25 protein-coding genes are annotated in these 25,397 nt (G+C 62.7%); 12 read left to right on the top strand and 13 right to left on the bottom strand.

Going from position 1 to position 25,397, the window contains the following annotated elements; translation table 11 throughout:
* Positions 1 to 14: 14 nt before the first annotated feature.
* The 3 genes from map to glpK all read right to left on the bottom strand — a co-directional run bounded on the left by map (position 15) and on the right by glpK (position 3,516).
* Positions 15 to 767 (bottom strand): type I methionyl aminopeptidase, encoded by a 753-nt coding sequence (gene map, locus BLJAPNOD_RS08960; protein ID WP_077503373.1) that lies wholly within the window; start codon positions 765 to 767, stop codon positions 15 to 17.
* 87 nt (positions 768 to 854) lie between these two features.
* On the bottom strand, positions 855 to 1,913 hold the full coding sequence (locus BLJAPNOD_RS08955) for an LLM class flavin-dependent oxidoreductase (protein ID WP_115419567.1): 1,059 nt from the start codon (positions 1,911 to 1,913) through the stop codon (positions 855 to 857).
* Positions 1,914 to 2,022: 109 nt separating this feature from the next.
* Positions 2,023 to 3,516: a glycerol kinase GlpK gene (glpK, locus tag BLJAPNOD_RS08950; protein WP_115419566.1), complete on the bottom strand. Its 1,494-nt coding sequence runs from the start codon at positions 3,514 to 3,516 to the stop codon at positions 2,023 to 2,025.
* Between the two features lie 265 nt (positions 3,517 to 3,781).
* Here glpK and BLJAPNOD_RS08945 point away from each other — a divergent pair, with 265 nt between their 5' ends.
* The 3 genes from BLJAPNOD_RS08945 (at position 3,782) to xdhB (ending at position 8,666) form a co-directional block, all read left to right on the top strand.
* Entirely contained in the window at positions 3,782 to 4,558 is a 777-nt protein-coding gene (locus BLJAPNOD_RS08945) for a 3-hydroxybutyrate dehydrogenase (protein WP_115419565.1), read from the top strand.
* A gap of 121 nt (positions 4,559 to 4,679) precedes the next feature.
* Positions 4,680 to 6,164 carry a xanthine dehydrogenase small subunit gene (gene xdhA, locus BLJAPNOD_RS08940; protein WP_115421210.1) on the top strand — a complete coding sequence of 495 codons (1,485 nt, stop codon included), beginning with the start codon at positions 4,680 to 4,682 and terminating at the stop codon, positions 6,162 to 6,164.
* Positions 6,165 to 6,326: 162 nt separating this feature from the next.
* The gene (gene xdhB / locus BLJAPNOD_RS08935) at positions 6,327 to 8,666 is read left to right on the top strand and encodes a xanthine dehydrogenase molybdopterin binding subunit (protein WP_115419564.1); all 2,340 of its coding nucleotides are present in this window, start codon (positions 6,327 to 6,329) and stop codon (positions 8,664 to 8,666) included.
* A 54-nt stretch (positions 8,667 to 8,720) separates the two neighbouring features.
* Here xdhB and BLJAPNOD_RS08930 read toward each other — a convergent pair whose 3' ends face one another.
* Positions 8,721 to 8,978 carry a hypothetical protein gene (locus BLJAPNOD_RS08930; RefSeq protein ID WP_147294536.1) on the bottom strand — a complete coding sequence of 86 codons (258 nt, stop codon included), beginning with the start codon at positions 8,976 to 8,978 and terminating at the stop codon, positions 8,721 to 8,723.
* A 93-nt stretch (positions 8,979 to 9,071) separates the two neighbouring features.
* Between BLJAPNOD_RS08930 and BLJAPNOD_RS08925 the strand changes: the two genes are divergently transcribed.
* The 4 genes from BLJAPNOD_RS08925 to BLJAPNOD_RS08910 all read left to right on the top strand — a co-directional run bounded on the left by BLJAPNOD_RS08925 (position 9,072) and on the right by BLJAPNOD_RS08910 (position 14,027).
* On the top strand, positions 9,072 to 10,013 hold the full coding sequence (locus BLJAPNOD_RS08925; RefSeq protein WP_199565916.1) for a LysR substrate-binding domain-containing protein: 942 nt from the start codon (positions 9,072 to 9,074) through the stop codon (positions 10,011 to 10,013).
* 160 nt (positions 10,014 to 10,173) lie between these two features.
* Complete coding sequence (puuD, locus tag BLJAPNOD_RS08920; protein ID WP_115419561.1) at positions 10,174 to 11,412, top strand: urate hydroxylase PuuD; 1,239 nt, start codon at positions 10,174 to 10,176, stop codon at positions 11,410 to 11,412.
* Positions 11,409 to 12,725 (top strand): guanine deaminase, encoded by a 1,317-nt coding sequence (guaD, locus tag BLJAPNOD_RS08915; protein WP_115419560.1) that lies wholly within the window; start codon positions 11,409 to 11,411, stop codon positions 12,723 to 12,725. The genes puuD and guaD overlap by 4 nt, the downstream gene beginning before the upstream one ends.
* 165 nt (positions 12,726 to 12,890) lie before the next feature.
* The gene (locus tag BLJAPNOD_RS08910; protein WP_115421209.1) at positions 12,891 to 14,027 is read left to right on the top strand and encodes an alpha-hydroxy acid oxidase; all 1,137 of its coding nucleotides are present in this window, start codon (positions 12,891 to 12,893) and stop codon (positions 14,025 to 14,027) included.
* A gap of 268 nt (positions 14,028 to 14,295) precedes the next feature.
* Here the strand turns inward: BLJAPNOD_RS08910 and BLJAPNOD_RS08905 are convergent, their stop codons facing one another.
* The 6 genes from BLJAPNOD_RS08905 to BLJAPNOD_RS08880 all read right to left on the bottom strand — a co-directional run bounded on the left by BLJAPNOD_RS08905 (position 14,296) and on the right by BLJAPNOD_RS08880 (position 18,072).
* Positions 14,296 to 14,697, bottom strand: coding sequence for a VOC family protein (locus BLJAPNOD_RS08905; RefSeq protein ID WP_115419559.1), 402 nt, complete (start codon positions 14,695 to 14,697; stop codon positions 14,296 to 14,298).
* Positions 14,698 to 14,790: 93 nt separating this feature from the next.
* On the bottom strand, positions 14,791 to 15,153 hold the full coding sequence (gene uraH, locus BLJAPNOD_RS08900) for a hydroxyisourate hydrolase (RefSeq protein WP_077503363.1): 363 nt from the start codon (positions 15,151 to 15,153) through the stop codon (positions 14,791 to 14,793).
* 13 nt (positions 15,154 to 15,166) lie between these two features.
* On the bottom strand, positions 15,167 to 15,664 hold the full coding sequence (locus tag BLJAPNOD_RS08895; RefSeq protein WP_115419558.1) for an ureidoglycolate lyase: 498 nt from the start codon (positions 15,662 to 15,664) through the stop codon (positions 15,167 to 15,169).
* 96 nt (positions 15,665 to 15,760) lie between these two features.
* Positions 15,761 to 16,264 carry a 2-oxo-4-hydroxy-4-carboxy-5-ureidoimidazoline decarboxylase gene (gene uraD, locus BLJAPNOD_RS08890; protein ID WP_115419557.1) on the bottom strand — a complete coding sequence of 168 codons (504 nt, stop codon included), beginning with the start codon at positions 16,262 to 16,264 and terminating at the stop codon, positions 15,761 to 15,763.
* Positions 16,264 to 17,193, bottom strand: a complete 930-nt coding sequence (gene puuE, locus BLJAPNOD_RS08885; protein WP_115419556.1) for an allantoinase PuuE — start codon at positions 17,191 to 17,193, stop codon at positions 16,264 to 16,266. Before puuE ends, uraD begins: the two co-directional genes overlap by 1 nt.
* Positions 17,194 to 17,271: 78 nt before the next feature.
* Entirely contained in the window at positions 17,272 to 18,072 is an 801-nt protein-coding gene (locus BLJAPNOD_RS08880; RefSeq protein ID WP_077503359.1) for a DUF1045 domain-containing protein, read from the bottom strand.
* Between the two features lie 279 nt (positions 18,073 to 18,351).
* On the opposite strand from BLJAPNOD_RS08880, the gene BLJAPNOD_RS08875 reads away from it, so the two are divergent.
* Entirely contained in the window at positions 18,352 to 18,741 is a 390-nt protein-coding gene (locus BLJAPNOD_RS08875; protein ID WP_115419555.1) for a PRC-barrel domain-containing protein, read from the top strand.
* A gap of 69 nt (positions 18,742 to 18,810) precedes the next feature.
* Here BLJAPNOD_RS08875 and BLJAPNOD_RS08870 read toward each other — a convergent pair whose 3' ends face one another.
* Positions 18,811 to 19,953, bottom strand: coding sequence for an FAD-binding oxidoreductase (locus BLJAPNOD_RS08870; protein WP_115419554.1), 1,143 nt, complete (start codon positions 19,951 to 19,953; stop codon positions 18,811 to 18,813).
* A gap of 38 nt (positions 19,954 to 19,991) precedes the next feature.
* Here BLJAPNOD_RS08870 and mnmD point away from each other — a divergent pair, with 38 nt between their 5' ends.
* Both mnmD and BLJAPNOD_RS08860 read left to right on the top strand, forming a co-directional pair.
* The gene (mnmD, locus tag BLJAPNOD_RS08865) at positions 19,992 to 20,708 is read left to right on the top strand and encodes a tRNA (5-methylaminomethyl-2-thiouridine)(34)-methyltransferase MnmD (RefSeq protein ID WP_115419553.1); all 717 of its coding nucleotides are present in this window, start codon (positions 19,992 to 19,994) and stop codon (positions 20,706 to 20,708) included.
* A gap of 135 nt (positions 20,709 to 20,843) precedes the next feature.
* On the top strand, positions 20,844 to 22,427 hold the full coding sequence (locus tag BLJAPNOD_RS08860) for a trimethylamine methyltransferase family protein (RefSeq protein ID WP_077503355.1): 1,584 nt from the start codon (positions 20,844 to 20,846) through the stop codon (positions 22,425 to 22,427).
* Between the two features lie 33 nt (positions 22,428 to 22,460).
* On the opposite strand, the gene BLJAPNOD_RS08855 is transcribed toward BLJAPNOD_RS08860, so the two are convergent.
* Entirely contained in the window at positions 22,461 to 22,910 is a 450-nt protein-coding gene (locus BLJAPNOD_RS08855) for a host attachment protein (RefSeq protein ID WP_115419552.1), read from the bottom strand.
* 128 nt (positions 22,911 to 23,038) lie between these two features.
* Positions 23,039 to 23,713, bottom strand: coding sequence for a YafY family protein (locus tag BLJAPNOD_RS08850; RefSeq protein WP_115419551.1), 675 nt, complete (start codon positions 23,711 to 23,713; stop codon positions 23,039 to 23,041).
* Between the two features lie 96 nt (positions 23,714 to 23,809).
* Here BLJAPNOD_RS08850 and BLJAPNOD_RS08845 point away from each other — a divergent pair, with 96 nt between their 5' ends.
* On the top strand, positions 23,810 to 24,109 hold the full coding sequence (locus tag BLJAPNOD_RS08845; RefSeq protein ID WP_077503352.1) for a hypothetical protein: 300 nt from the start codon (positions 23,810 to 23,812) through the stop codon (positions 24,107 to 24,109).
* A 19-nt stretch (positions 24,110 to 24,128) separates the two neighbouring features.
* Positions 24,129 to 25,232: a DNA alkylation repair protein gene (locus tag BLJAPNOD_RS08840; RefSeq protein ID WP_115419550.1), complete on the top strand. Its 1,104-nt coding sequence runs from the start codon at positions 24,129 to 24,131 to the stop codon at positions 25,230 to 25,232.
* Positions 25,233 to 25,397 lie beyond the last annotated feature (165 nt).

Below are 25,397 nucleotides of genomic sequence, written 5' to 3'. Positions count from 1 at the left end.
TCGAACGATGCCCGTCAGCCGGGCAGCGTCACCACCAGCGGACCGCCCCGGGTGACGACGACCGTATGCTCATACTGCACGGTCGGTGCCCGCGGTTCGCTATAGAGTGTCCAGTCATCCTTGTCGCCGCTTTCGGCCCAGTCTGCCCCCATCGAAAGAAAGGGTTCGACGGTAAAGACCATGCCGTCGGTCATGCGCCGCCGCTCGCTCGGATCCGGCCAGGTGGCAATTTCCTTCGGCTCCTCGTGCAGGGAGCGGCCGATGCCGTGGCTGGCGAGGTTGGTAACCAGCGAATAGCGGTTCTTGCGGGCAAAATCGCCAATGGCATTGCCGATCGCAGCGAGCGGCTGGTCGGGACGGACCTGCTTGAGACCGACCCACATCGCCCGCTTGCCATCGCGGCAGAGCCGGTCGATCGCAGCCGAGACTGGTGGCACCGGGAAGGACGCGCCGGTATCGGCAAAGATGCCGTCTTTCTCGGCCGAAACGTCGATATTGACGAGATCACCGGCGCGGATGATACGGCTGCCGGGAATGCCGTGGGCGATTTCCTCATTGACGCTGATGCAGGTGGCGCCGGGAAACTGGTAGCAGAGCTCCGGCGCGGACCGCGCGCCAGCCTCTTCCAGCACCTTGCGGCCGATCGCATCCAGTTCCGCCGTGGTGATTCCGGGTTCCAGGGCTTCGCCCATCGCCTGCAGCGCATTGGCGCAGATCCGGCCGATTTCCTTCAGCCGCAGCAGATCTTCTTCGTTGTTGAGGGTCATCCGTGTCTCGCTTTCGTGCCCACATGTAGCCCGTCGGCGCCAGATTTTCCAGCGCCGTCAACCGAGACCTGAGCGGCCTGCGGCGGCTTAAGCCGAAACGGCTTGTCCGGCCTTCTCTTCAGCGAGCGCCTTGCGCACCAGCGGCGCCACCTTGGTGCCGTAGAGCTCGATGCCGCGCATGATCTGGTCGTGCGGCATCGGGCCGATCGCCATCTGCAAAAGGAAGCGATCGTTGCGGAAAAGCTTCCAGTTCTCGACGATCTTTCCCGCCACGGTTTCCGGATCGCCGAGGAAGAGATTGCCGGCAGGGCTGCGCGCCTGATCGAAATGCGCCCGGTTCGTCGGCCCCCAGCCACGCTCGCGGCCGATGCGGTTCATCACTTCGGCCTGCGGCCCGTAAAACTGGTCGGCGGCAAGATCGGTGGTATCGGCGATGAAGCCATGGACGTTGATGCTGGTCTTCAGCTTTTCCGGATCCTGGCCGGCACGGCGGGCAGCCTCGCGATAAAGGTCGAACAGCGGCGCAAACCGGCGCGGCTCGCCGCCGATGATGGCGAGCGCCACCGGCAGCCCGAGGGCGCCTGCACGGGCAACCGACTGCGGCGTGCCGCCGACGGCGATCCATAGCGGGAGCACCTCCTGCAGCGGGCGCGGATAGACGCCGCGGTCGCTGATCGCGGGGCGCATCTCGCCCGCCCAGGAAACCTTTTCCGTTTCACGCAACGCCATCAGCAGGTCGAGCTTTTCGGCAAAGAGCTGGTCGTAATCGTCGAGCGACTGGCCGAAGAGCGGGAAGGATTCGATGAACGAGCCGCGCCCAGCCATGATTTCCGCCCGGCCATTGGACAGGAGATCGAGCGTCGAAAACTGCTGGAACACGCGCACCGGATCGTCGGAACTAAGCACGGTGACGGCACTCGTCAGCCGGATGGACTTCGTCTTCGCGGCGGCGGCTGCAAGAATGACGGCCGGAGCGGAGGCCGCATAATCAGGGCGGTGGTGTTCGCCAAGGCCGAAGACATCGAGGCCGACCTGATCGGCGAGTTCAATCTCTTCAAGCAGATTGGCAAGCCGGCGCTGGCCTTCCCGGCCCTTGTCGGCAGCGTTCGGATCGACATCCGCAAATGTGTAAAGCCCGAGTTCCATGGTGCCCATCCTGTCCTTGTTTACCGACAGATAGTTGGCGCGGGGACAAGCGGCAAATGCGCATCCGGGAAACACTGTGTTTCCCGGATGGAGCCAAACGGCCCTTTGATCAGATCTGGGTCAACGTGCGCTTGACCGCATTGCGCCAGCCCTTGAGCTTTACCTTGCGCGTCGCCTCGTCCATGGCGGGCTCGAAACGGCGATCACGCGCCCAGGACTTGGCAAAATCCTCCTGCTTCGGCCAGACGCCGGCACGGCTGCCGGCAAGCCAGGCAACGCCGAGCGCTGTCGTCTCGAGGATGGTCGGCCGGTCTACCGGCGCATCGAGCAGGTCGGATAGGCGCTGCATCGTCCAGTCCGAGGCGACCATGCCGCCGTCGACGCGCAGCACCGTTTCCTTGCCGTGGCTGCGCCAGTCCTTGTGCATGGCTTCAAGCAGATCGCGCGTCTGGTAGCAGACGGCTTCGAGTGCGGCACGAGCGAACTCGGCGGGCCCCGTGTTGCGGGTCATGCCGAAGATCGCGCCGCGGGCATCGGGATCCCAGTGCGGCGCGCCGAGACCGGTAAAGGCCGGCACCAGATAGACCTCCTGCGACGGGTCCGCGCTTTCGGCGAGCGTGCCGGTGTCGGGCGCCGCCTTGATCACCTTCAGGCCATCGCGCAGCCATTGCACGGCAGCACCCGCAACGAAGATCGAGCCTTCGAGCGCATAGGTTGTTTCGCCATCGAGCCGATAGGCAATGGTGGTGAGCAGCCGGTTCTTCGAGCGCACCATGTCCTTGCCGGTGTTGAGCAGTGCGAAGCAGCCGGTGCCGTAGGTTGATTTCAGCATGCCCGGCTTGAAGCAGGCCTGGCCGATGGTGGCGGCTTGCTGGTCGCCGGCAACGCCGAGGATCGGGATCGCCGCACCGAAGAGCGCCGGATCCGTGACGCCGAAATCGGCGGCGCAGTCCTTGACCTCCGGCAGCATGGCGCGGGGAACGCGCAGGATGTCGAGCAGTTCGTCGTCCCAGGCATTGTCGGCGATGTTGTAGATCAGCGTGCGAGAGGCGTTGGTTGCGTCGGTTACAAAGGATTTTCCGCCCGTCAGCCGCCAGATGAGAAAGGTGTCGATCGTGCCGAAGCAGAGCTCGCCCTTGGCCGCTTTGGCCTGGGCACCCTTGACGTTCGACAGCAACCACTGAAGCTTGGTGCCGGAGAAATAGGGGTCGAGCAGCAGGCCTGTTTTCCTGGTAAAGGTCTTTTCCAGACCCTGCTTCTTCAGCTTGTCGCAATAGGCAGCGGTGCGGCGATCCTGCCAGACGATGGCGTTATGGATCGGCTTTCCGGTTTGGCGATCCCAGACGACGACGGTCTCGCGCTGGTTGGTGATGCCGATACCGGCGAGATCGCCGGCAGAGATCCCCGCCTTCTTGATCGCCTCGTTGACGGTAAAGACAACGCTCTCCCAGATTTCCTCCGGATCGTGCTCGACCCAACCGGATTTCGGAAAGTGCTGTTTGAATTCCTTCTGGCCGACGCCAGCCACCTGCTGCTTGCCGTCGAAGATGATCGCCCGGCTCGACGTCGTGCCCTGATCAATCGCAAGAATATATCCGCCCATATGCCCCTCCCCGGCCTCACATCACGTGTTTCCACGCACTTCCTCAAGCACGCGGCGTCCATTTCGAAAAACTTCAATACGATGGCAAAACGAATGTCAAACGAAAACAAAACGCAAGAAATCGCGAGGAAGCCTGCAACCGCAACTCTGCGTCGGCGGCCTGAAAAACACAATTGTCACCTCAGCGGTTTTACGCGTAGGTTGGCGCTGTTGCGTCGCAAAAACCGGGCAAGATCAGGCGGCGCTGCAAAGGGAGAGTTGAGGAATGACGAGAACAGCGGTCATCACCGGTTCGACGAGCGGCATCGGCCTTGCCATAGCCAAGGCTTTCGCCAAGGGCGGCGCCAACATCGTCCTGAACGGCTTCGGCACGCCGGACGAAATCAAGGCCGCGACGGACGAAGTCGGGGCACTCACCGCGGCAACCGTGATTTACCATCCGGCCGACATGACCAAGCCGGAGGAGATCGCCGACCTGATCGCGACGGCTGAAAAGCGCTTCGGCAGCGTCGACATCCTCGTCAACAATGCCGGCGTTCAATATGTCGAGAAGGTCGAGGACTTTCCGGTCGAGCAATGGGACCGGATCATCGCCATCAACCTCTCCTCCTCCTTCCACACCATTCGCGCCGCGCTGCCCGGCATGAAGGCCAACGGCTGGGGCCGCATCATCAACATCGCGTCTGCCCACGGGCTCGTGGCCTCGCCGTTCAAATCGGCCTATGTCGCCGCCAAGCACGGCGTCATGGGGCTGACGAAGACCGTCGCACTCGAAGTTGCCGAAGATGGCATCACCGCCAACTCGATCTGCCCCGGCTATGTGCTGACCCCGCTGGTCGAAAAGCAGATCCCGGATCAGGCCCGCACCCGCGGCATCACCGAGGAGCAGGTCATCAACGACGTGATGCTCAAGGGCCAGCCGACCAAGAAGTTCATCACCGTCGAACAGGTAGCGTCCTTGGCCGTCTATCTCGCCAGCGATGACGCCGCGCAGATCACCGGCACCCATGTTTCGATGGACGGCGGCTGGACGGCGCAATAGAGCGCCGCCCGTCCATTGAGACGAGGCGCAGGACGCCCTAACTCTATGAAAATGCGCAAGGGTCCCCGTCGCCAGGAACAATCCCGGCTTTCGCGGCCCTGCACCAGCAGGAATGAATGGCATGCCCAACGATAGGGACCGCACGGACGATAGCATTCGCTTTATCCTCAATGACAGCGAGGTGACGCTTTCCAATGTCGCGCCGACCGCCACGCTGCTTGATTATCTGAGGCTCGAGCGCCGACTGACGGGCACCAAGGAAGGCTGCGCCGAGGGCGATTGCGGCGCCTGCACCGTGCTTGTCGGCCGGCTTGCCGGCGATAAGCTGGTCTATGAAAGCGTCAACGCCTGTATCCGCTTCGTCGGATCGCTGCACGCGACCCACGTCGTGACGGTCGAACATCTCGCGGCCCGGGACGGCACGCTGCATCCGGTGCAGCAGGCGATGGTCGATTTCCATGGTTCGCAATGCGGCTTTTGCACGCCCGGCTTCGTCATGTCGCTTTATGGCCTGTGGCTTTCGAACGACGATCCGAGCCGCGCCGACATCGAAAAGGCGCTGCAAGGCAACCTCTGTCGCTGCACAGGCTACGAGCCGATCGTCAAGGCGGCCGAGGCCGCCGCCAGCGCGCGGCCTTCCGCCATCTTCGATCCGATCACGGCGGCGCGCGATGAAACGATCGCCCGCCTCAAGGCACTTCGGCCGGAAAGGACGATCACGATCCGCCATGGCGAACACTGTCTGATCGTGCCGGCGGATACCGCCGGCCTTGCGACAGCGCTCGCTGAAAACTCGGGAGCGACTGTGGTTGCCGGTTCCACCGATGTCGGCCTTTGGGTGACAAAGCAGATGCGCCCGATCAATCCTGTCATCTTCATCAACGGCATCGCCGAACTGCAGAACATCACGGAAAGCGAAGCCGGCCTCACCATCGGTGCAGGCGTCAGCTATTCAACGGCCTTCGCAGCGTTGAGCAGCGCCTATCCCGCTTTCGGCCGGTTGATCGACCGCATCGGCGGCGAACAGGTGCGCAACATGGGCACGATTGGCGGCAACATCGCCAATGGTTCGCCGATCGGCGACAGCCCGCCGCCGCTCATCGTGCTCGGGGCAACCGTGACGCTGCGCTCGACGGAGGGTGTGCGAACGCTGCCGCTCGAGGATTTCTTCATCGCCTATGGCAAGCAGGACCGCAAAGTCGGAGAGTTCGTCGAGAGCATCTTCGCGCCCCGGCTGCCGACGGATGAGCTGTTTGCCGCATACAAACTTTCCAAGCGGCGCGACGAAGACATTTCCGCCCTGCTCGGCGCCTTCCGCATTTCGTTCGATGGCGACAAGGTGAAGACCGCCCGCATCGCCTTTGGCGGCATGGCCGGCACGCCGAAGCGGGCTGCGACCGTGGAGGCGGCCCTCATCGGCAAGCCCTGGACCGAGGAAACGGTGCGCGCAGCGCAAGCCGCCTTCGAGGCAGACTATCAACCTTTAAGCGATTGGCGCGCGACCAGCACCTATCGCCTGCTGGCGGCAAAGAACCTCTTGCTGCGCTTCTTTCTGGAAAGCGCCGGCGAGACCGCGCAACTGCGTCGTTTCGAGGGGGTCGTATGAGCATGGTCAGCGATTTGGGACTGCCCCTCACCCTAGCCCTCTCCCCGCGAGCGGGGAGAGGGAATGGAGACGTCGCCGCAATGTCCCTTCTCCCCGTAGCAACGGGGAGAAGGTGGCCGGCAGGCCGGATGAGGGGCATGTTCTTCGAAAGGATTGAGCAAGATGGATAAATCGACCTTCGAGGAACGCAAGGCGATCAACGGCCAGATGCATTCGCGCCAGCGCCACGACAGCGCCCACAAGCACGTGGCCGGCACCGCCGACTATATCGACGACATGCCGGAACCGGCCGGCACCCTGCACGGCGCGTTGGGCATGACCGATCGCGCCCATGCCGAAATCACCGCCATGGACCTGTCTGCCGTCATCGCCGCGCCCGGCGTGATCTGCGTGCTGACCCCCCGTGACATGCCGCATTCCAACGACATCAGCCCGAGCCACCTGCATGACGAGCCGGTGCTTGCCGATGGCATCGTCCAGTTCCACGGCCAGCCAGCCTTTGCCGTCATCGCCGAGACCCGCGACATCGCCCGTCGCGCCGCAAGGCTGGCAAAAATCAGCTATCGCGACCTGCCGCATTTCACCGATATCACCGACGCCGTCGCCCATGGCGGCGAGCTCGTCACCCAGCCACTCACGCTGCAGCGCGGCGATGCCGAGGCCGAACTGGAAAAGGCGCCGCGCCGGCTGAAAGGCCGGATGCGCATCGGCGGCCAGGAGCATTTCTACCTCGAGGGCCATATCGCCCTTGCCATTCCCGGCGAGGACGACGAGGTCACCGTCTGGTCGTCGACCCAACATCCGAGCGAAATCCAGCACATGGTCTCGCATGTGCTCGGCGTTCCCTCCAATGCGGTGACTGTCAATGTACGCCGCATGGGCGGGGGCTTCGGCGGCAAGGAAACGCAGGGCAACCAGTTCGCAGCCCTTGCGGCCGTGGCGGCAAAGAAGCTCAACCGCGCCGTGAAATTCCGCCCCGACCGCGACGAAGACATGACGGCCACCGGCAAGCGCCACGACTTCCTCGTCGACTATGACGTCGGCTTCGACGATGACGGTCGCATTCACGCGGTGCACGCCAACTACGCGGCGCGCTGCGGCTATTCCTCGGATCTTTCCGGACCGGTCACCGATCGCGCGCTGTTCCACGCCGACAGCTCCTATTTCTACCCGCATGTGAGGCTGACGTCGCAGCCGCTGAAGACCAACACCGTCTCCAACACCGCCTATCGCGGCTTCGGCGGCCCGCAGGGCATGGTCGGCGGCGAGCGCATGATCGAGGAGATCGCCTACGCGCTCGGCAAGGATCCGCTCGAAATCCGCAAGCTCAACTTTTACGGCGAGAAAGGTTCGGGGCGGGATATCACCCCCTATCACCAGCACGTCGAAGACAACATTATCGCCCGCGTGGTCGCCGAGCTTGAAGCCGGCGCCGACTATCAGGCGCGGCGCAAGGCGATCATCGACTTCAACCGCACGAGCCGCGTCATCCGCAAGGGCATCGCGCTGACGCCGGTGAAGTTCGGCATCTCCTTCACGCTGACAGCCTTCAACCAGGCGGGCGCGCTGGTGCACATCTATCAGGATGGCTCGATCCACCTGAACCATGGCGGCACCGAAATGGGCCAGGGCCTTTATGTGAAGGTCGCGCAGGTCATTGCCGACAGTTTCCAGGTCGATCTCGACCGCGTGCGCATCACCGCAACCACGACTGGTAAGGTTCCGAACACGTCCGCCACTGCCGCCTCGTCCGGCACGGATCTGAACGGCATGGCCGCCTTCGATGCCGCACGCCAGATCAAGGAACGCCTCGTCGCCTTTGCCTGTGAGCGCTGGCAGACGACGGCGGAAAACGTCAGTTTCGTTCCCGATCACGTGAAGATCGGCGAGGAGCTGGTACCCTTCCCCGAGTTCATCAAGCTCGCCTATATGGCGCGCGTGCAGCTGTCTGCTGCCGGCTTCTACAAGACGCCGAAGATCCATTGGGATCGCGCGACGGGCCGCGGAACGCCGTTCTATTACTTCGCCTACGGTGCCTCGGTATCGGAAGTCTCGATCGACACGCTGACCGGCGAATACATGGTCGACCGGGTCGACGTGCTGCACGATGTCGGCCACTCGCTCAATCCGGCAATCGACCTTGGCCAGATCGAGGGTGGTTTCGTGCAGGGCATGGGTTGGCTGACGACGGAGGAGCTGTGGTGGGACGACAAGGGCCGCCTGCGCACGCATGCGCCCTCGACCTACAAGATCCCGCTCGCCTCCGACCGGCCGAAGATCTTCAATGTCAGACTGGCCGAGTGGGCGGAGAACGCGGAAAAAACCATCGGCCGGTCGAAGGCGGTGGGCGAACCGCCCTTCATGCTGCCGATCTCGGTGCTCGAGGCCCTGTCGATGGCAGTCGCAAGCGTCGCCGATTATCGCGAATGCCCGCGCCTCGATGCGCCGGCGACGCCTGAGCGTGTGCTTATGGCCGTCGAGCGCCTGCGCCAAACCCGTTAAAAAATGAGAGCGCCGCGCATCCTGTTCGATGCGCGGCGCTTTCTGGAACTCCGGTCAGAACCGGGGCAAGTCAGCGCTGTTGAAGACACGCTGCGCATCCTTCTGCGCCTCGGCATCGTCCCCATAGGGACCCCGGCCATCCATGAAACCCATGTCTCTTTTGATGTAGTCGGACAGCGCATTCACATCCAGCACCGGCTTGGCTGCAACGGCACTGCCAAACAGGGAGGACGTGAACCGCACGACCGCATCCAGCGAAAGAACCTGTTTTCTTTCAGTATGTTCGATAACGTCGCAAGTCATTTTGATCACCTGTTCGTCTTGGGAAGTTGACTTGCAGAATGACGTGGAGGAGGATTGAAATCCAATCGAACATCCGTCTGCATGCATCAAGAGAACTTATCCATGAAGATGTCCAAGCAGTTTCCGCTGAATGCGCTCCGGGTCTTCGAAGCCGTGGCCCGGCTCGGCAGTTTTACCAGGGCCGGCGAAGAGCTGGGCATGACCCAGACCGCCGTCAGCTACCAGATCAAGCTGATCGAGGAGAGCGTCGGCGAACCCCTGTTCCTGCGCCGCCCACGCCAGATCGCGTTGACCGATGTCGGCCAGCGGCTGGCGCCACGGGTCACCGAGGCCTTCGAGATGCTGCAGGAGGCCGTCTCCGCGGCGCGCGGCGATATCGACAGCACGCTGCTGATCAGTTCGACCCCGACCTTCGCCTCGCAATGGCTCGCCCGCAACATCGGCTCGTTTCAGCTCGCCCACCCCAACATTGCCGTGCGCCTGGACACCAACGACAACCTCGTCGATTTTGCCAAGGAACCCACGGATCTCGCCATCCGCTCCGGCGCCGGCGTCTGGCCTGGCCTCGACACCCACCCGCTGATGCGCGTCGAGTTCAGCCCGATGCTGAGCCCGGCGCTTGCCGAAACCGTCGGCGGTATCCGGGAGCCGCGCGATCTCCTGAAGCTCAGGATTATCGATGCCGGTGATCCCTGGTGGCGGCTCTGGTTCTCCGCAGCCGGTGTCAAAGATCCGGATCTGGAAGGCCGCCCGACGAGCCGGCTGGGCGCGCAATCCTTCGAGGCGCGCGCGGCCGTGGCCGGCCAGGGCGTGGCGATCCTAACACCGGAATTCTACGGCGACGACGTAGCGCTTGGCCGGCTCTACCAGCCATTCGACCTGCGCTGCAGCGACGGCTGCGATTATTGGCTGGCCTATCCGCACGCACGCCGCAACACGCCGAAGATCCGCATCTTCCGCGACTGGATCCTCGGCGAACTCTGCCCGTCGGTTCAGTTCGGGGCTGATTGGGTCAAAGAGCGCAAGGCGGCTTCCACCGGCTGACGGTTAACCCCTTAGAATCCATCAGGTTTATCATCGGCGAGATTTCATCGCGAAATCGTCCCGATCCCTGCAAAACACGCCCACAGGTGCATGCTCCCCCTTCCCCAATTCCCGGTTTTTGCGCAAGGTGCGCCGACGGAGAGAACAAAGGGGACCCCGAATGTACGAGTTCGCCATCGCCTGGGAATGGCTGGCCTTTGCTGTGCGCTGGCTGCACGTCATCACCGCCATCGCCTGGATCGGCTCATCCTTCTATTTCATCGCGCTCGACCTTGGCCTGGTGAAGCGTGATCACCTGCCTGTGGGTGCCTATGGCGAGGAATGGCAGGTGCATGGCGGCGGCTTCTATCACATCCAGAAATATCTGGTCGCCCCCGCCTCGATGCCGGAACACCTGACCTGGTTCAAATGGGAATCCTATGTGACGTGGCTGTCCGGCTTCGCCATGCTCTGTCTCGTCTACTACGGCGGCGCCGATCTGTTCCTGATCGACCGCCACGTGCTCGACATCTCCGCAACCACCGCGATCCTGATCTCGCTCGCCTCGCTCGGCATCGGCTGGATCTTCTACGACCTGCTCTGCAAGTCGCCACTCGGCAAGAACACCTGGGGTCTGATGGCGTTTCTCTACGTGGCGCTGGTGATCATGGCCTGGGGCTATACGCAGGTGTTCACCGGCCGGGCCGCCTTTCTGCATCTGGGCGCCTTCACCGCGACGATCATGTCGGCCAACGTCTTCTTCCTCATCATCCCCAACCAGAAGATCGTCGTTGCCGACCTCATCGCCGGCCGCACGCCTGACCCGAAGCTTGGCGCGCAGGCCAAGCAGCGCTCGCTGCACAACAACTACCTGACCCTGCCGGTCATCTTCTTCATGCTGTCGAACCACTACCCGCTGGCCTTTGCCACCGCCTTTAACTGGATCATCGCGGCGCTGGTGTTCCTGATGGGCGTCACCATCCGCCACTGGTTCAACACGACGCATGCGCGCAAGGGCAGGCCCACCTGGACGTGGCTCGCCACCGTGCTCATCTTCATCCTGATCATCTGGCTGTCGACCGTGCCGAAGGTGCTGACCGGCGAAGAAAAGGCCGAGATCGCGCCGGTCTTTGCCCGCTTTGCCACGAATGCGCACTTCCCCGCCGTCAAGGACGCGATCTCGACCCGCTGCTCCATGTGCCATGCGGCCGAACCGGTCTATGAAGGCATCGCGCGGGCGCCGAAGGGCGTGGTGCTGGAAAGCGATCAGGAGATTGCCGCCCACGCCCGCGAAATCTATATCCAGGCGGGGCGCAGCCATGCCATGCCGCCCGGTAACATAACCGACATGACGACGGACGAGCGCCAGCTGCTGACAGCCTGGTTCGAAAGCGCCGTCGAGGAAGGCAAGACACAATGACATCGACGCTTATCCGCGGACGCCTCTTGAGCTTTCATCGCGCGCCGCTGGCAATCGACGACAGCGCCGCCTACGCCTATGAGGCCGATGGCGCGCTGCTGATCGAGGGCGGCCTCATCAAGGCGTCGGGTGGCTATGCGGCCGTCAAGGCCGAGGCTGCGGATGATACCCTCGAGATCGATCACCGTCCGCATCTGATCGTGCCCGGCTTCATCGACACGCACCTGCATTTCCCGCAGATGCAGGTGATGGCGTCCTATGCCGCCAACCTCCTGGAATGGCTCAACACCTATACCTTCCCTGAGGAGTGCCGCTTCGTCGAGACCGCCCATGCCGAGCGTATTGCCAGCCGCTTCTTCGACGAGATGGTCCGCCACGGCACGACCACGGCGGCCGCCTATTGCTCGGTGCACAAGGCATCTGCCGATGCCTTCTTCGCCGAAGCTCTGCGCCGCGACATGCGTATGATCGCCGGCAAGGTGATGATGGACCGCAACGCCCCGCAAGGCCTGCTCGACACGCCGCAGATGGGCTACGACGAGACCCGCGCGGTGATCCGCGAATGGCACGGCAAGGGCCGCAACCATGTGGCCATCACCCCGCGTTTCGCCATTACCTCGACGCCCGAGCAGATGGACGTCGCCAAGTCGCTCGTGCACGAGTTCCCCGACCTGCACGTCCAGACGCATCTTTCTGAAAACCGCGACGAGATCGCCTTCACCTGCGAACTTTACCCGCAAGCCGTCGACTATACCGACGTCTACGCCCGTTATGGCCTGCTCGGCCCCAAAAGCCTGTTCGGCCACTGCATCCATCTCTCCGAGCGCGAGGCCGATGTCATGAGCGAGACGGGATCGGTCGCGGTCTTCTGCCCGACATCAAACCTTTTCCTCGGCTCCGGCCTTTTCCCGTTGCGGGCGCTCAACCGGCGCGACAAGCCCGTGCGCACGTCCGTTGCCTCGGATATCGGCGGCGGCACCAGCTATTCCATGCTGAAGACGCTCGACGAGGCCTACAAGATCCTGCAGTTGCAGGGCGAGCGGCTGAACCCGTTCGACAGCTTCTTCATGATGACCCGCGGCAACGCCGAGGCGCTTTCCCTCGTCGACAAGATCGGCACGCTCGAGGCCGGCACCGACGCCGACTTCATCGTGCTCGACATGGCGGCGACACCCGCGATGGCTCTGCGCGCCGAGGTGGTCACCTCGCTTTCCGACGAGCTTTTCCTGTTGCAGACCATGGGTGACGACCGCTCTGTGGTCGAGACCTATGTGGCCGGAAAACCGGCCAAGTCGGCGCTCGTCACCGCCTGACTTTCTTGCAAAGCACCAAGAGGTCAAAAAAATTGACCTCTTTGCCTCAGCGCTATTAACAAGCCTCCGGCAAACATGGTAAGGCCTCTGAAGTCATTGCTGGAGCAGGCGCGCGCGGTTTTCCTCGGCCAGCTCTAACCCTTGGTTCAGATGAAGGCCGTTTCCATGACGCAAATCCTCGAAATCAGCGATCTCAAGGCGCTCGCCAAGCGCCGCGTCCCGAAACTCTTCTTCGACTACGCCGACAGCGGCGCCTGGACTGAAGGCACCTATCGCGCCAACGAGGAAGATTTCGCCAAGGTGAAGCTGCGCCAGCGGGTGCTGGTCGATATGACCAACCGCTCGCTGGAAACGACGATGATCGGCCAGAAGGTATCGATGCCGGTGGCCCTGGCGCCGACAGGCTTGACCGGCATGCAGCACGCCGACGGCGAAATGCTGGCGGCCCAGGCAGCCGAGGCCTTCGGCGTTCCCTTCACGCTGTCGACCATGAGCATCTGCTCGATCGAGGACGTCGCCTCGGTCACGACCAAACCTTTCTGGTTTCAGCTCTACGTCATGCGCGAACGCGAATTCGTGCTCAACCTCATTGACCGCGCCAAGGCCGCGAAATGCTCGGCGCTGGTGCTGACGCTCGACCTGCAGATCCTCGGCCAGCGCCACAAGGACCTGCGCAATAGTCTCTCGGCCCCGCCGAAGCTGACGCCCAAGCACCTCTGGCAGATGGCGACCCGGCCCGGCTGGTGCATGAAGATGCTTGGCACCAACCGCCGTACTTTCCGCAACATCGTCGGCCACGCCAAGAGCGTCACCGACCTCTCCTCGCTCGGGGCCTGGACGGCCGAACAGTTCGACCCGCAGCTGTCGTGGAAGGACGTCGAGTGGATCAAGGAACGCTGGGGCGGTCCGCTGATCCTCAAAGGCATTCTCGATCCGGAAGACGCCAAGATGGCGGCCAAGACCGGCGCCGACGCGATCATCGTCTCCAACCACGGCGGCCGCCAGCTCGATGGCGCCCATTCCTCGATCAGCATGCTGCCGCGCATCGTCGACGCGGTCGGCCACCAGATCGAAGTCCATCTCGACGGCGGTATTCGCTCCGGCCAGGACGTGCTGAAGGCCGTCGCCATGGGCGCCAAGGGCACCTATATCGGCCGGCCGTTCCTCTACGGCCTCGGCGCCATGGGCAAGGAAGGCGTGACCAAGACGCTGGAAATCATCCGCAAGGAGATGGACATCACCATGGCGCTCTGCGGCAAGCGCGATATCAACGACGTCAACCGCGACATTCTCGCGGATTGATCGAGCGCCGATCCGCAAAGCCGCAATTTAAGGAAAAGCGCAGCTTCGCAGCCCGCCCCCAACTCCAGCGTGGAGTGCCTGCAGCTTCAAAACTGATCGCATCGGTCGAACCTATGCGATCAGCTCTTGCGGCGAGCCGTCAAGAAGGGCGGTCCAGTCGCAACTCTTAGAGCATTTCCAAGAAAAGTGCGTAGCGGTTTTCTGTCCGGAAATGCGTAAAAACAAAGAGATAGAGCGTTTCTGCGATTCCGGATAATTCGGAAACGCTCTAGGATTGATCTACGCCGCCCGAAGATCCAAGCGTTTGCGGCTCTCCGATCTCTATTGCGTGCCCGTCGGGGTCATAGAAGCGGAACACCCGCTGCCCCCAGGCTTGCCGCTCGATCGGGTGGATCAGCTCCACCTGTGGCGCAATGCTTTCGAAGGCGGCCTCGATATCCTCATGCTCGAAGTAGAGCAGCATGTTCCTTCGCCCATAGGGTTCTTCCGTGGGAGAGACTTCCCGCCACACCGTCTGTTCCAGCAAGCGCCCATCGTGGATCGCAAAGCCGGTCTCGAAGAGAACGAAGTTTCCGAAATCTTCCAACACCGTCAGGCCGAGTGTATCCCGGTAAAAGTCCCTGGATCGATCGATGTCGCGGACGAAGGGGATGGGATTGACGAAACGCATCGAACTTCCCTCGTGAGTTTCAAAATCGTCGCACACAATTCCGATCAATGCGACGGTTTTGAACTTATCCCGCGAACATGCGTGCGTCTGAACTCAGCTGCCGCGATAGGTCGAATAGCCGTAGGGCGAAAGAAGCAGCGGCACGTGATAGTGGCTGGCCGGATCGGCGATGCCGAAGCGCAAGGGGATCAGGTCGAGAAAGGCAGGCTCCGGCAGGTCAGCGCCGACACGGCGCAGATAGTCGCCGGCAAAAAAGACCAGCTCGTAGCTGCCGGCCATGAAGCTGGCGCCTTCCACCATCGGCCCATCGACCCGCCCGTCGCTGTTGGTATGAACGGTGCGGATCAACTGCCGCTCCTCGCCTTCGAGCCAGTAGAGATCGATGCGCAGGCCTTCGGCCGGCTTGCCGAGCGCGGTGTCGAGGACGTGGGTGGTCAGGCGGCCGGTGCTGCTCATCGCGTCTCTTCCTTCAGCTCGCGCTTTCGATGACGAAGGGCTCTTCGTAGAAATACTCTTCTAGATTGTTGCCCGGGCCCTCCCGGTCGACAACGATGAAGTCGCTGACAGCACCGACCGACATCAGCGGATGGTGCCAGACATTGCGGCCGTAATTGACGCCCTGCCGTCCGTTCGCCCGGAACACCCGCGGCGCGCCCGGTCGGCCACCCTCGTCTTCGGCAACGACCACCAGCCAGGGCCGGTCGTCGAGCGGCGAGAAGCTCTGGCTGCCGAACGGATGCCGCTCCATCATCGCGACCGTGTAGGGGAAGGCACGCGGCTGGCCGCGAAAGATGTTGATGATGACATTGGCGCCCTCGCCGGTGACGTCGGCGCGCGCCAGGCCGTGGAAGCGTTCGGTGTTGCCGCCGTTGATATAGCGCATCGATGCCGGATCGGCTTCGATGACCGTGCCGAACGGGGCGAAAGCGTCCTGTTTCAGGGGCTCGATCGAAAGAATGCGCGACATCAGGCCGTCGCCCCGCAGCGCTCTTTGCCGGCGGTTTCGGCATGATCCGGTTCGACTACCCTCCGTAGTGATGAGAGCAGAGTGCGAACGGGCAAGTCAGGCATTTTCGTCTCCTGGAAGCATGGATTGCAGCCGCAGACGAGCGATTTTCTCCACCTGCGCACAGGCGGTCTCAAATTCCTCTTCGGTCGAATTGTCAATGCGTCTTTCGAACGAGGCGAGAATGTCGTTCTTCGTCAGGCCCTTGACCGCGATGATGAAGGGAAAGCCGAATTTCTGCGTATAGGCCTCGTTGAGCGCCGTGAACCGGCCGTGCTCCTCGGCCGAAAGCCGATCGAGCCCGGCAGACGCCTGCTCGGCGGTCGAATCCGCCGTCAGCTTGCCGGCGATCGCCAGCTTGCCGGCAAGATCCGGGTGCGCCCGCAGCACCGCCAACCTTTCGCGCGGCAGTCCGGCGCGAAAGGCCTGGCAAAGCGCCGAGTGCACATTACCGGCTGAAAGTCCCGTCGCGGCCGCCCGGTCGTAAGCCCGTTCGGCAACCCAGGGAGAATGCTCGAACACGCCGCCGAAGCGGCTGACGAAGGCGTCGCGATCGGACATCAGAGAGCCCCTTCCGGCTTGTGGTGTTCGTACCAGTGACGGGCGATATCGATGCGCCGCGGCACCCAGACCTTGTCGTGCGACATGACGTAGTCGATGAAGCGCGCCAGTGCGGCAGCGCGGCCCGGACGGCCGACCAGGCGGCAGTGCAGGCCGATGTTCATCATCTTGGCGTCGCCCTCCTTGCCTTCCTCGTAGAGCACGTCGAACGTGTCCTTGAGATAGGTGAAGAACTGGTCGCCGGAGTTGAACCCCTGGTTCGTCGCAAAGCGCATGTCGTTGGCGTCGAGCGTGTAGGGGATGATCAGATGCGGCTTGTCGGCCGTCAAACCCGGAACCCAATAGGGCAACTCGTCCGCATAGCTGTCGCTGGAATAGAGGAACCCGCCCTCTTCGAGAACGAGCTTCAGCGTGTTGTTGGACGGCTTGCCCTGGTAAAGGCCGAGCGGGCGCTCGCCGGTCAGTTCGGTGTGCAGCCGCACGACTTCGCGGATGTGCTCGCGCTCCACCTCTTCCGGGAAATCCTTGTATTCGAGCCAGCGCAGACCGTGGCTGGCGATCTCCCAGCCCGCTTCCTTCATGGCCGCGACCGCTTCCGGATTGCGGGCCATCGCCTGCGTCACGCCATAGACCGTCAGCGGTACGTCGCGACTGGTGAACATGCGCCAGAGCCGCCAGAAGCCGGAGCGGGAACCGTATTCGTAGATCGATTCCATGTTGAGGTTGCGCTGGCCCGGCCAGGGTTGCGCGCCGACAATCTCGGAAAGCAGGTTCTCGGATGCCGGGTCGCCGTCAAGGATGCAGCTTTCGCCGCCCTCTTCGTAGTTGAGCACGAACTGCACGGCGATACGCGCGTCACCCGGCCAGTTTGCCTTGGGCGGGTTGCGGCCATAGCCGACGAGGTCGCGTGGATAGGTAGTCTCAGACATCAAATCACCCTTCGAGTTTTCCGGAACGGTATCATTGCCGACCGGATTGTCGAGACAAAATGACGTCAGTGCAGACGGTTAGCGGCCGGCCATCAAGGCCGCAACCATCCGCGACAAGGGCGGAACCGGGCTCGGTGCAAGCGTCGCCTCGGCTGCCGCCCGCTTGATCCGGTCCGCCCTTTTGGCCGCAGAGATCTTGCCGAGCGGGTGCTGCGAGTGGACGCGCATCGGCGCGCCCGATTCCTGCTCGACGAACAGCGCCAGGCTGCCAATCGTCAGCGGCGCCACCAGGCACGGTTCGAACAGATCGCGCAACGGCGTCTCGATGCGGCGCATCGCGTCCTGATTGAGCGGCCCGGTCAGCATCATGTGGAAGCGATATTCATCCATCACGTGAGGATCGCCCCAACGATGCAGATTGGAAAATTGCGGCGCAGACAACCGGTCCGGGTCTGAGCGCTCGATCTCGTCTTCGCTCAGCGGCGCGCGGAAGGGGTCGAATTCCTGGATGGTGCTGGCGGCGAGCAGATGCATCGCCGTGCTGGGGATCTGCGGCATCAGCCCCCAGCACTGGCCAAGCCGGGCGACTTCCAACTTCTCGATTTCGAACGGCGTCTGGGCACCGGCAAAGTGCATCAAAGCTTTGAGCAACTGCGCTTCGTCCATATCAGGGTGAAGCCTGAAGGGCGACATCACCACCGCATGAAAGCCGAAGCGACGCGGAACGGCCGTATGGAAGGCAATCTCGGATGCGGTCAATCCGGAGATCGACGGCAGTTCGGTAGGCTCGCCTGAGTAAACGTTGCGACCCAGCCAGCTTGCGGCAACCGTTGAGAGCGGATCGGCCATCGGCGGTGTGAAACAAATGGCGTAGCGCATGTGCATGCTCCGGAAATCCGTTCTGGCACTTGCCCGCGACAACCGATCTCGATCGTCACCAGGGCGCGGCGCAGGTTCAAAACCTTGAGAGCGTCAACTATGTCTCCCGAGGAAACGCGACGCTCTACTGCCCGCGTCTTAGGTGATTTGCGTGACAGATTGACGAAGTAAACGGGGCATGCCTGGGGATCGCACCCAAGGTTGTGACCCGAACTCTTTCGGAACCATCCCGCCCGACAGCCGTTCCCTTGAGGTAGCAAACAACGATGGAGAAGAAGCGTGACCTATCACAATGCGAACCTTCAGGACGCCAGGATCAAGGAAACCCACGACCTGATCGCCAGCGACAAGGTTGAAGGCACGAAGGTCTATGGCGCCGACAGCAAGCACATCGGCTCGATCGAGCGCGTCGTTATCGAAAAGCGCAGCGGTCGCGTGGCCTATGCCGTGCTCGGTTTCGGTGGCTTTCTCGGCATCGGCGAAGATCACTATCCGCTGCCCTGGGCGAAATTGACCTATGACGAGAGCCTCGGCGGCTATCGTACCGATGTGACTCGCGAACAGGTCGAGCGAGCGCCGAAATATCACGGCAACGAGGAATACGACTGGAACAGCGATAACGGACGCCGCGTCTACGATTATTACGGCGTACCGCCTTACTGGATGTAAGTATCGGCTGTACGGTATTCCTGACACACGAGGCTCCGCCAGCGGCGGGGCCTTTATTTTGCCGTCGCCCTAGAGATGTTTCTCGCGAAGTGCGGCTATGTGATTCCGGCACAGGAAGGAATCCGGAACTTCAATCGTCGGCTGACCTGCGATTTCGTCGACGACAAAACGCGCGAGGCGGTGGGCAATGCCGAAGCTCACCTTGAAGCCACCTGTCAGAACCGACAGGTTTTCGTGGTCCGGATGGCGCCCGACCATCGGCTCCCGACCAGCCGATTTCGGCCGGATGCCGGCCCAGCGCTCGACCACCTTCGCCCCGCGTAAGGTTGGGACCAGCAATTCGGCACGCAACAGCAACTCATTCAGCAGTTCATCCGTCGACAGCGGATCGGCGTACTTGTTCTCGCTGGTGCTGCCGACGGCGACATGCCCGTCGTCATGGGCGACGATATAGACGCCATCGGTGAAGATGACGGGCAATTGCGGGTCGACGTCAGCCAGAAGCAATGCCGCCTGTCCCTTGACCCCGGTTCCGCTCGGCTCGTGGAGGGGACCGCACAGCGTGTCGATCAGCGGGAAGCTGCCGACGCCGGCGGCAAGAATGCAATGGCCGAAGGCGATGTCCACGCCGTCATCGAGTTCGGCTCGGCCCGGCCCCGGATGAATGGCCCGCACGCCGGCTCCCTCGACAATCCGCACGTTCGGCAGTTGCGCCAGGGCTGCCCGCAGGACCGCCAGCATCTGGCGCGGAGCAAGCCGTCCGCCAAGCGTATCGAACACCAGTCCGCAGGCAGCTGCCTCCGCGCCGAGCGAGCCGGACGGCAGCTCGTCGCGCACATGCCAGAAGTATCGTCGGTCGCCGGCCTGCCAGTTTTGCAGGGCATCCTGCTCGTGGCGAAGGGCGATCTCGCGCAGATGCTGCTTGGCGAGCGGCATGATCCGGCCACTGCGGCGATAGCCTGCCGAAAGTCCGGTTTCGGCCTCGAGCGCTGCGACGTCGCTTTCGAGCGACACCAGCGCGTCGAACTGGAATTGTTTCTTGGTGTTCCATTTGTCCGGCATGTGCGGCATCAGTGCGCCGAGGATGCCGCCGCTGGCGCCGGCACCGATGTGGCGCCCTTCGACCAGACAGACGTCCATGCCGGCCCGTGCTGCCATAAGGGCTGCCCAAAGCCCCATGATGCCGCCGCCGACGACCAAAACTTCGCTCATCGATTGACCTTCTCCGGTGGTGGGATTATCGCCATCTAATGACAGGATCCGCCGCAGAACCGAACCAGCCCCCGGCCCATCAAAGCCTCGATTGGCACGAGGGCGATATGCCCTATTCCCGGGAATTTGGCGATCACTTTTATTGCCGCACCGACGGTCGGCTCGAATGCGGGCACGTGTTCCTCGCCGGCAACGGCCTGCCCGAACGCTGGGCCGCCGGCGGAGCCTTCACCGTTGGCGAACTGGGCTTCGGCACCGGCCTCAATTTTTGCGAGACGTGGCGACAATGGAAAGCGGCGGCGACAGGCGGCACGCTGAACTTCGTCAGTTTCGAACGGTTTCCGATGCAGGCGGAGGAAATCTCCCGGGCGCTCGCCCATTGGCCCGAGATCGATGCAGAACGACTTGCTCTCACCGATCGCTGGCCAGCGACGAACGACGGCAGGATCGAGATCGATTTCGGCGGCGGCGTTCGCCTGACCGTCGTCTGCGGCGCCGCGCTTGATGGCCTCGGCAAGGCGACGGAGCGCTTCGATGCCTGGTTCCTCGATGGCTTTGCACCGTCGCGCAACCCCGACATGTGGTCGGAAGAGCTGATGCGGCTTGTGTTCGACAGGACAGCACCCGGCGGCAGCTTTGCCACCTATGCCGCAGCCGGCTTCGTTCGCCGCAATCTTCAGGCTACCGGCTTTGCCGTCGAGAAGCGCAAGGGCTTTGCCGGGAAGCGCGAGATGCTGCGCGGCGACAAGCGCTGAGCGAAGCAGCGAGGCGCTCTCCACAGACGTTTTGACGGCCTTTACTCCACCAGAGAACTGAACTGTCGCAAATGGCAGGGGCATCGAGGCCAAAAATCTGCGACAGAAATCCATCGGCAACGCGGTGGGTTTCTCATGAACAACGATCAGTTTCCGGATGCTGCAGCAGGCGAATCCTCCTCCCCGCTTGAGCGGCGACGCAGGCCGGGCGGTCGTGGCGGTGAACGCACGCGAAAATCCTCAGGCGGCAAATATCTCAATCTCGTCAATACCCAGAGCAAATCCTCGGTGCTATCGGACGATGCGCTCGAGGCGGTCCATCAGGCGTCACTGACGATCCTGGAAGAGATCGGCATGGACGTCATCCTGCCGGAGGCGCGCGAGCGCATGAAGGTGGCGGGCGCCGATGTCACTCCCGGCACCGACCGCGTGCGCTTCGATCGCGGGCTGATCATGGACATGATCGCCTCTGCCCCCTCCTCATTCACCATGCATGCGCGCAATCCCGCCCGCAACGTTGCGATCGGCGGCAACAATCTGGTGTTCGCCCAGATCGCCAGCGCACCCTTCGTGGCTGACCGCGAAGGCGGCCGCCGCACCGGCAACCAGGAGGATTTCCGCAAGCTGGTGAAGCTCGCCCAGTCCTACGACATCATCCACACGACAGGCGGCTACCCGGTCGAGCCGGTCGATCTGCACGCTTCCGTGCGCCATCTCGATTGCCTCTCCGACATGGTGAAGCTCACCGACAAGGTTTTTCACGTCTATTCGCTCGGCCGCCAGCGCAACACCGACGGCATCGAGATAGCCCGCATCGGCCGCGGCGTCTCGATGGAGCAGATGGAGCGCGAACCGTCGCTCTTCACCATCATCAACACCTCCTCGCCGCTGCGCCTCGACGCGCCGATGCTGCAGGGCATCATCGAAATGTCCTCGCGCAATCAGGTGGTGGTGATCACGCCCTTTACGCTCGCAGGCGCCATGGCGCCGGTAACGATCGCCGGTGCCCTGGTGCAGCAGAATGCCGAGGCTCTGTGCGGCATCGCCTTTACCCAGATGGTGCGGCGGGGATCACCTGTCATGTATGGCGGCTTCACCTCGAACGTCGACATGAAGACGGGCGCACCTGCCTTCGGCACGCCGGAATACATGAAGGCAGTGATCGCCGGCGGCCAACTCGCCCGCCGCTACAACATTCCCTACCGCACCTCCAACACCAACGCCGCCAACACGCTCGATGCGCAGGCCGCCTACGAGTCCGCCCTGTCGCTCTGGGCACTGACGCAAGGGGGCGGCAACTTCATCATGCATGCGGCCGGCTGGAGCGAAGGAGGGCTGACCGCCTCGTTCGAAAAATTCATCCTCGACGTCGACATGCTACAGATGGTGGCGGAATTCCTGACGCCGCTCGACGTCAGCGAGGATGCGCTCGGGCTCGACGCAGTACGCGATGTCGGCCCTGGCGGCCACTATTTCGGCACGCTGCACACGCTGCAGCGCTACGAGACCGCCTTCTATTCGCCGATACTGTCCGATTGGCGCAATTTCGAGACCTGGACGGAGGCCGGTCGACCGACGACCTATGACCACGCCAATCGCGTCTTCAAACAGAAGCTCAACGAGTACGAACGACCGCCGCTGGATCCGGCGATCGAAGACGAACTCGACGCCTTCGTTGCCAAACGCAAGGAGGAAGGCGGCGTCCCGACAGATTTTTGACGGGACGCAGCGTTTCAGATTGCAAGAAAAGCCTCAGGGGTAGACGGCAGAGCGGGCGGTTGCGATCAGTTGCTCGATCGGCACCGTCACGCAATTGCGGTCGATTTCGGCGACTGTCTTCTGCTTCACATTGGCGGACAGCAGCTTGCGCAGGTCGCCCAGCGTTTTTGGGGCCGCGCAGATCACAAGGCTGTCGAAGGCATTGTCGTTCAGATAGCCTTCGATCTTGCTCGCCACATCGGCGGCAAAGCGGTGTTTCTCCTCGCGCACCGGATCACTGCTATATTCCATGGCGGAGCGCCCATGACCGACCGAGGAATGACTGCGCCCCGGCTTGTCGGCCATGATGTCCTGGGCACGCTTGGGATCGGTGTGGATCACCTCCTCCTCCGGGTGCTGACGTTCGTCCTTCCGCAGGTTGACGCCCTTGACGAAGCGCGCCGTGTTGCCATCCGCGGCCAGTATCCAAGTCCGGTTTTGCACGATTGTCTCCCATGAAATGATGTTGCTCGTGGGCAGGCCAGAATAAGCCTGTAATAGAAACGGATGAAGGCCGATCCGGTTCCATTCCTTTTGTCAAATGCGTGCACTTTCTTGGTGTATCGGCCGTTTCACATGCGCGCGAGATAGGCATCGAAGCTGCGCTCGGGTGACGGCTGGAAATGATCGCGCTCGACCTTCATCTCCCGGATGCGATCCACGCGAAAATCCCGGAAATCCTGGCGCAGTTCGCACCAGCTGGTCAGCAGCCAATGATGCCCAAAGACGCTCAAGCCCAGCGGCCAGACAGTGCGTTGCGAATTCTGATCGGCGAGGCTTTCATAGGCGATGCGCACCTTTCGCTCCTGCGTGATCGCCCGGCGCAGGTCACCGAGCACCGGCGGCGTCTGCGGCTGCAGCGCCGAGCGGAAAGCGCGGATCGGGGCGCTGCGCAATCGCGTCACGTGTTCGGGCGGAAGTCCATGCTCGATCTTGTCCATCGCTTCGCGCGCGGCCTGCGCCAGCCTGCTGTCGCCGAGCATCTGAACCGCCCGCGCGCCGAAGGCCAGCGCCTCGAGTTGTTCGAAGGTGAAGGCGAGCGGCGGTGCGTCGAAGCTTTCGCGCAGGAGATAACCGACACCGCGCTCGCCATCGATCGGCGCGCCCGACGCCATCAGGTGCTCCATGTCGCGATAGATGGTGCGGCGCGCGACCTCCATCTTCTCGGCAATTTCCTGCGCCGTCATCGCCCGGCCGGTCGCCCGCATGAGCTGGATGATTCGAAACAGCCGGTCGGCAGGTCTCATTGGCGCAATCCCATCGCAGGTCCGAGTGCGGTTGTGGCCATAAGGCTGTCAGTTGCCTTGTGATTAAGTCAAGCGGCAATCAACAGGGAGCATGACATGACCACCGAAAGCATCCTCGAACTCGCCGTCTGCATCGTCGCGGACAGGCCGGCCGCCGCGGCCGCCCGTCAAAGGGCGATGCAGGCCGTCTCGCAATATCCGGGTTTCATTTCCTGGCGTGCCGTCGGCTCCTGCGAAAAGGCAGATATGCTCGCCGATCTGGTCGAATGGGAAACGCTGGATGCGGCCAAATCGGCCGGCGAGCGCGTGCGCCGAGACCCGGATTTCGCCCCTTACATGGCAGCGATCAGCGCGGTAATGCTGATGCAGCATTTTGCGGTCGAGCAACAGATCTGAGCAGAAAGACGATCCAGCAATGGCTGAACCACTGAAGAACCTGCTGCATCCGGGCGTCGTCACCACCATCGCAGACCGCCTGAGCGCGGTCCACCCGACCTTCGACCGCGAGCGGTTCGAAGCGCTTGCCGGCGACAATCTCGAGACGCTGGAACTGATGCAGCGATCCCTTCAGATCCGCGATGGGCTGATCGAAACCCTGCCGCAATCCTTCCCGCAAGCAGCAGCCGCCCTTCGCGACTGCCTGCCAAACGATGATCGACCCGGCCTCAGCGGCTGGACCTTGCTGCCCATCAGCCAATATGTCGCCGCGCGCGGCTTTGGCGATTTCGAGTTGTCGCTGTCACTGTTGCGCGCGCTGACGCCGCACTTCACCTCCGAGTTCGGTATCCGCGTGTTCATCGACCAGGACCAGGAACGGGCGCTCGCGATCATCGGCTCTTGGGTAACAGACGCCAATCACCACGTCAGGCGTCTGGCGAGTGAAGGCACCCGCCCCCGCCTGCCCTGGGCGATGCGGCTGCCGAAACTTATCCGCGATCCCCATCCGATCCTGCCGATCCTTAAGTCCCTTATCGACGATCCCGAGGACTATGTGCGCCGCTCGGTCGCCAACAGCCTCAACGACATCGCCAAGGACCACGCCGATCTGGTGACAGACTTCGTGGCCGAGCACATGGCGGGCGCCTCGCCCGAACGGCAGCAACTGCTGCGCCACGCGTCGCGAACGCTGTTGAAGCAGGGCCACGGGGCCGCCCTTTCGAACTTCGGCTTTGCGGCACCCGCAGGCATCGACGCAGCTTTCTCGCTCGACCGGCCGGAAATCACGCTCGGCGAGAGCCTCGTCTTCAAGCTGGCTGTCAGGCACACCGCAAAGACCGCCCAGAAAATCATGATCGACTACGCCGTGCATCACCGCAAAGCCAATGGCATGACCTCGCCCAAGGTTTTCAAATGGACATCCGCGACGCTGGAGCCGGGTGCGACGATGGAGATCGAAAAGCGCCACGCCATCCGGCCGATCACGACCCGCCGTTATTATCCCGGCGCCCATCGCGTCGTCATCCTCGTCAACGGCCAGGAGGCAGCCGACGCTGATTTTCAGCTGTCGGTTGATGAATAACCCTACCTCATTTCGCACCTGCGAAAAGATGGACCTTGACTTTTGGGGCCAAAACGACGACATGGACGCAGCGTCACCTTCAGGCCGCCGCGTGAGCGCGCCCTCGGCAACACAGAAAGCCGTGAAGAAGGAAAAGCGCACCCATACGCCGTAAGCGGCGACAGC

The sequence above is a fragment of the Ensifer sp. M14 genome, from assembly GCF_003355565.1.
Classification (GTDB): Bacteria; Pseudomonadota; Alphaproteobacteria; order Rhizobiales; family Rhizobiaceae; genus Ensifer.
Note: the sequence above shows the minus strand (reverse complement) of the source record. Positions and strands in the feature narration are given on the sequence as shown.

What these genes read in the sequence shown, in the direction of transcription:
- map (WP_077503373.1), bottom strand. Translation starts at nt 767, where the DNA reads ATGACCCTCAACAACGAAGAAGATCTGCTGCGGCTGAAGGAAATCGGC.
- BLJAPNOD_RS08955 (WP_115419567.1), bottom strand. Translation starts at nt 1,913, where the DNA reads ATGGAACTCGGGCTTTACACATTTGCGGATGTCGATCCGAACGCTGCC.
- glpK (WP_115419566.1), bottom strand. Translation starts at nt 3,516, where the DNA reads ATGGGCGGATATATTCTTGCGATTGATCAGGGCACGACGTCGAGCCGG.
- BLJAPNOD_RS08945 (WP_115419565.1), top strand. Translation starts at nt 3,782, where the DNA reads ATGACGAGAACAGCGGTCATCACCGGTTCGACGAGCGGCATCGGCCTT.
- xdhA (WP_115421210.1), top strand. Translation starts at nt 4,680, where the DNA reads ATGCCCAACGATAGGGACCGCACGGACGATAGCATTCGCTTTATCCTC.
- xdhB (WP_115419564.1), top strand. Translation starts at nt 6,327, where the DNA reads ATGGATAAATCGACCTTCGAGGAACGCAAGGCGATCAACGGCCAGATG.
- BLJAPNOD_RS08925 (WP_199565916.1), top strand. Translation starts at nt 9,072, where the DNA reads ATGAAGATGTCCAAGCAGTTTCCGCTGAATGCGCTCCGGGTCTTCGAA.
- puuD (WP_115419561.1), top strand. Translation starts at nt 10,174, where the DNA reads ATGTACGAGTTCGCCATCGCCTGGGAATGGCTGGCCTTTGCTGTGCGC.
- guaD (WP_115419560.1), top strand. Translation starts at nt 11,409, where the DNA reads ATGACATCGACGCTTATCCGCGGACGCCTCTTGAGCTTTCATCGCGCG.
- BLJAPNOD_RS08910 (WP_115421209.1), top strand. Translation starts at nt 12,891, where the DNA reads ATGACGCAAATCCTCGAAATCAGCGATCTCAAGGCGCTCGCCAAGCGC.
- BLJAPNOD_RS08905 (WP_115419559.1), bottom strand. Translation starts at nt 14,697, where the DNA reads ATGCGTTTCGTCAATCCCATCCCCTTCGTCCGCGACATCGATCGATCC.
- uraH (WP_077503363.1), bottom strand. Translation starts at nt 15,153, where the DNA reads ATGAGCAGCACCGGCCGCCTGACCACCCACGTCCTCGACACCGCGCTC.
- BLJAPNOD_RS08895 (WP_115419558.1), bottom strand. Translation starts at nt 15,664, where the DNA reads ATGTCGCGCATTCTTTCGATCGAGCCCCTGAAACAGGACGCTTTCGCC.
- uraD (WP_115419557.1), bottom strand. Translation starts at nt 16,264, where the DNA reads ATGTCCGATCGCGACGCCTTCGTCAGCCGCTTCGGCGGCGTGTTCGAG.
- puuE (WP_115419556.1), bottom strand. Translation starts at nt 17,193, where the DNA reads ATGTCTGAGACTACCTATCCACGCGACCTCGTCGGCTATGGCCGCAAC.
- BLJAPNOD_RS08880 (WP_077503359.1), bottom strand. Translation starts at nt 18,072, where the DNA reads ATGCGCTACGCCATTTGTTTCACACCGCCGATGGCCGATCCGCTCTCA.
- BLJAPNOD_RS08870 (WP_115419554.1), bottom strand. Translation starts at nt 19,953, where the DNA reads ATGAGCGAAGTTTTGGTCGTCGGCGGCGGCATCATGGGGCTTTGGGCA.
- mnmD (WP_115419553.1), top strand. Translation starts at nt 19,992, where the DNA reads ATGACAGGATCCGCCGCAGAACCGAACCAGCCCCCGGCCCATCAAAGC.
- BLJAPNOD_RS08860 (WP_077503355.1), top strand. Translation starts at nt 20,844, where the DNA reads ATGAACAACGATCAGTTTCCGGATGCTGCAGCAGGCGAATCCTCCTCC.
- BLJAPNOD_RS08850 (WP_115419551.1), bottom strand. Translation starts at nt 23,713, where the DNA reads ATGAGACCTGCCGACCGGCTGTTTCGAATCATCCAGCTCATGCGGGCG.
- BLJAPNOD_RS08845 (WP_077503352.1), top strand. Translation starts at nt 23,810, where the DNA reads ATGACCACCGAAAGCATCCTCGAACTCGCCGTCTGCATCGTCGCGGAC.
- BLJAPNOD_RS08840 (WP_115419550.1), top strand. Translation starts at nt 24,129, where the DNA reads ATGGCTGAACCACTGAAGAACCTGCTGCATCCGGGCGTCGTCACCACC.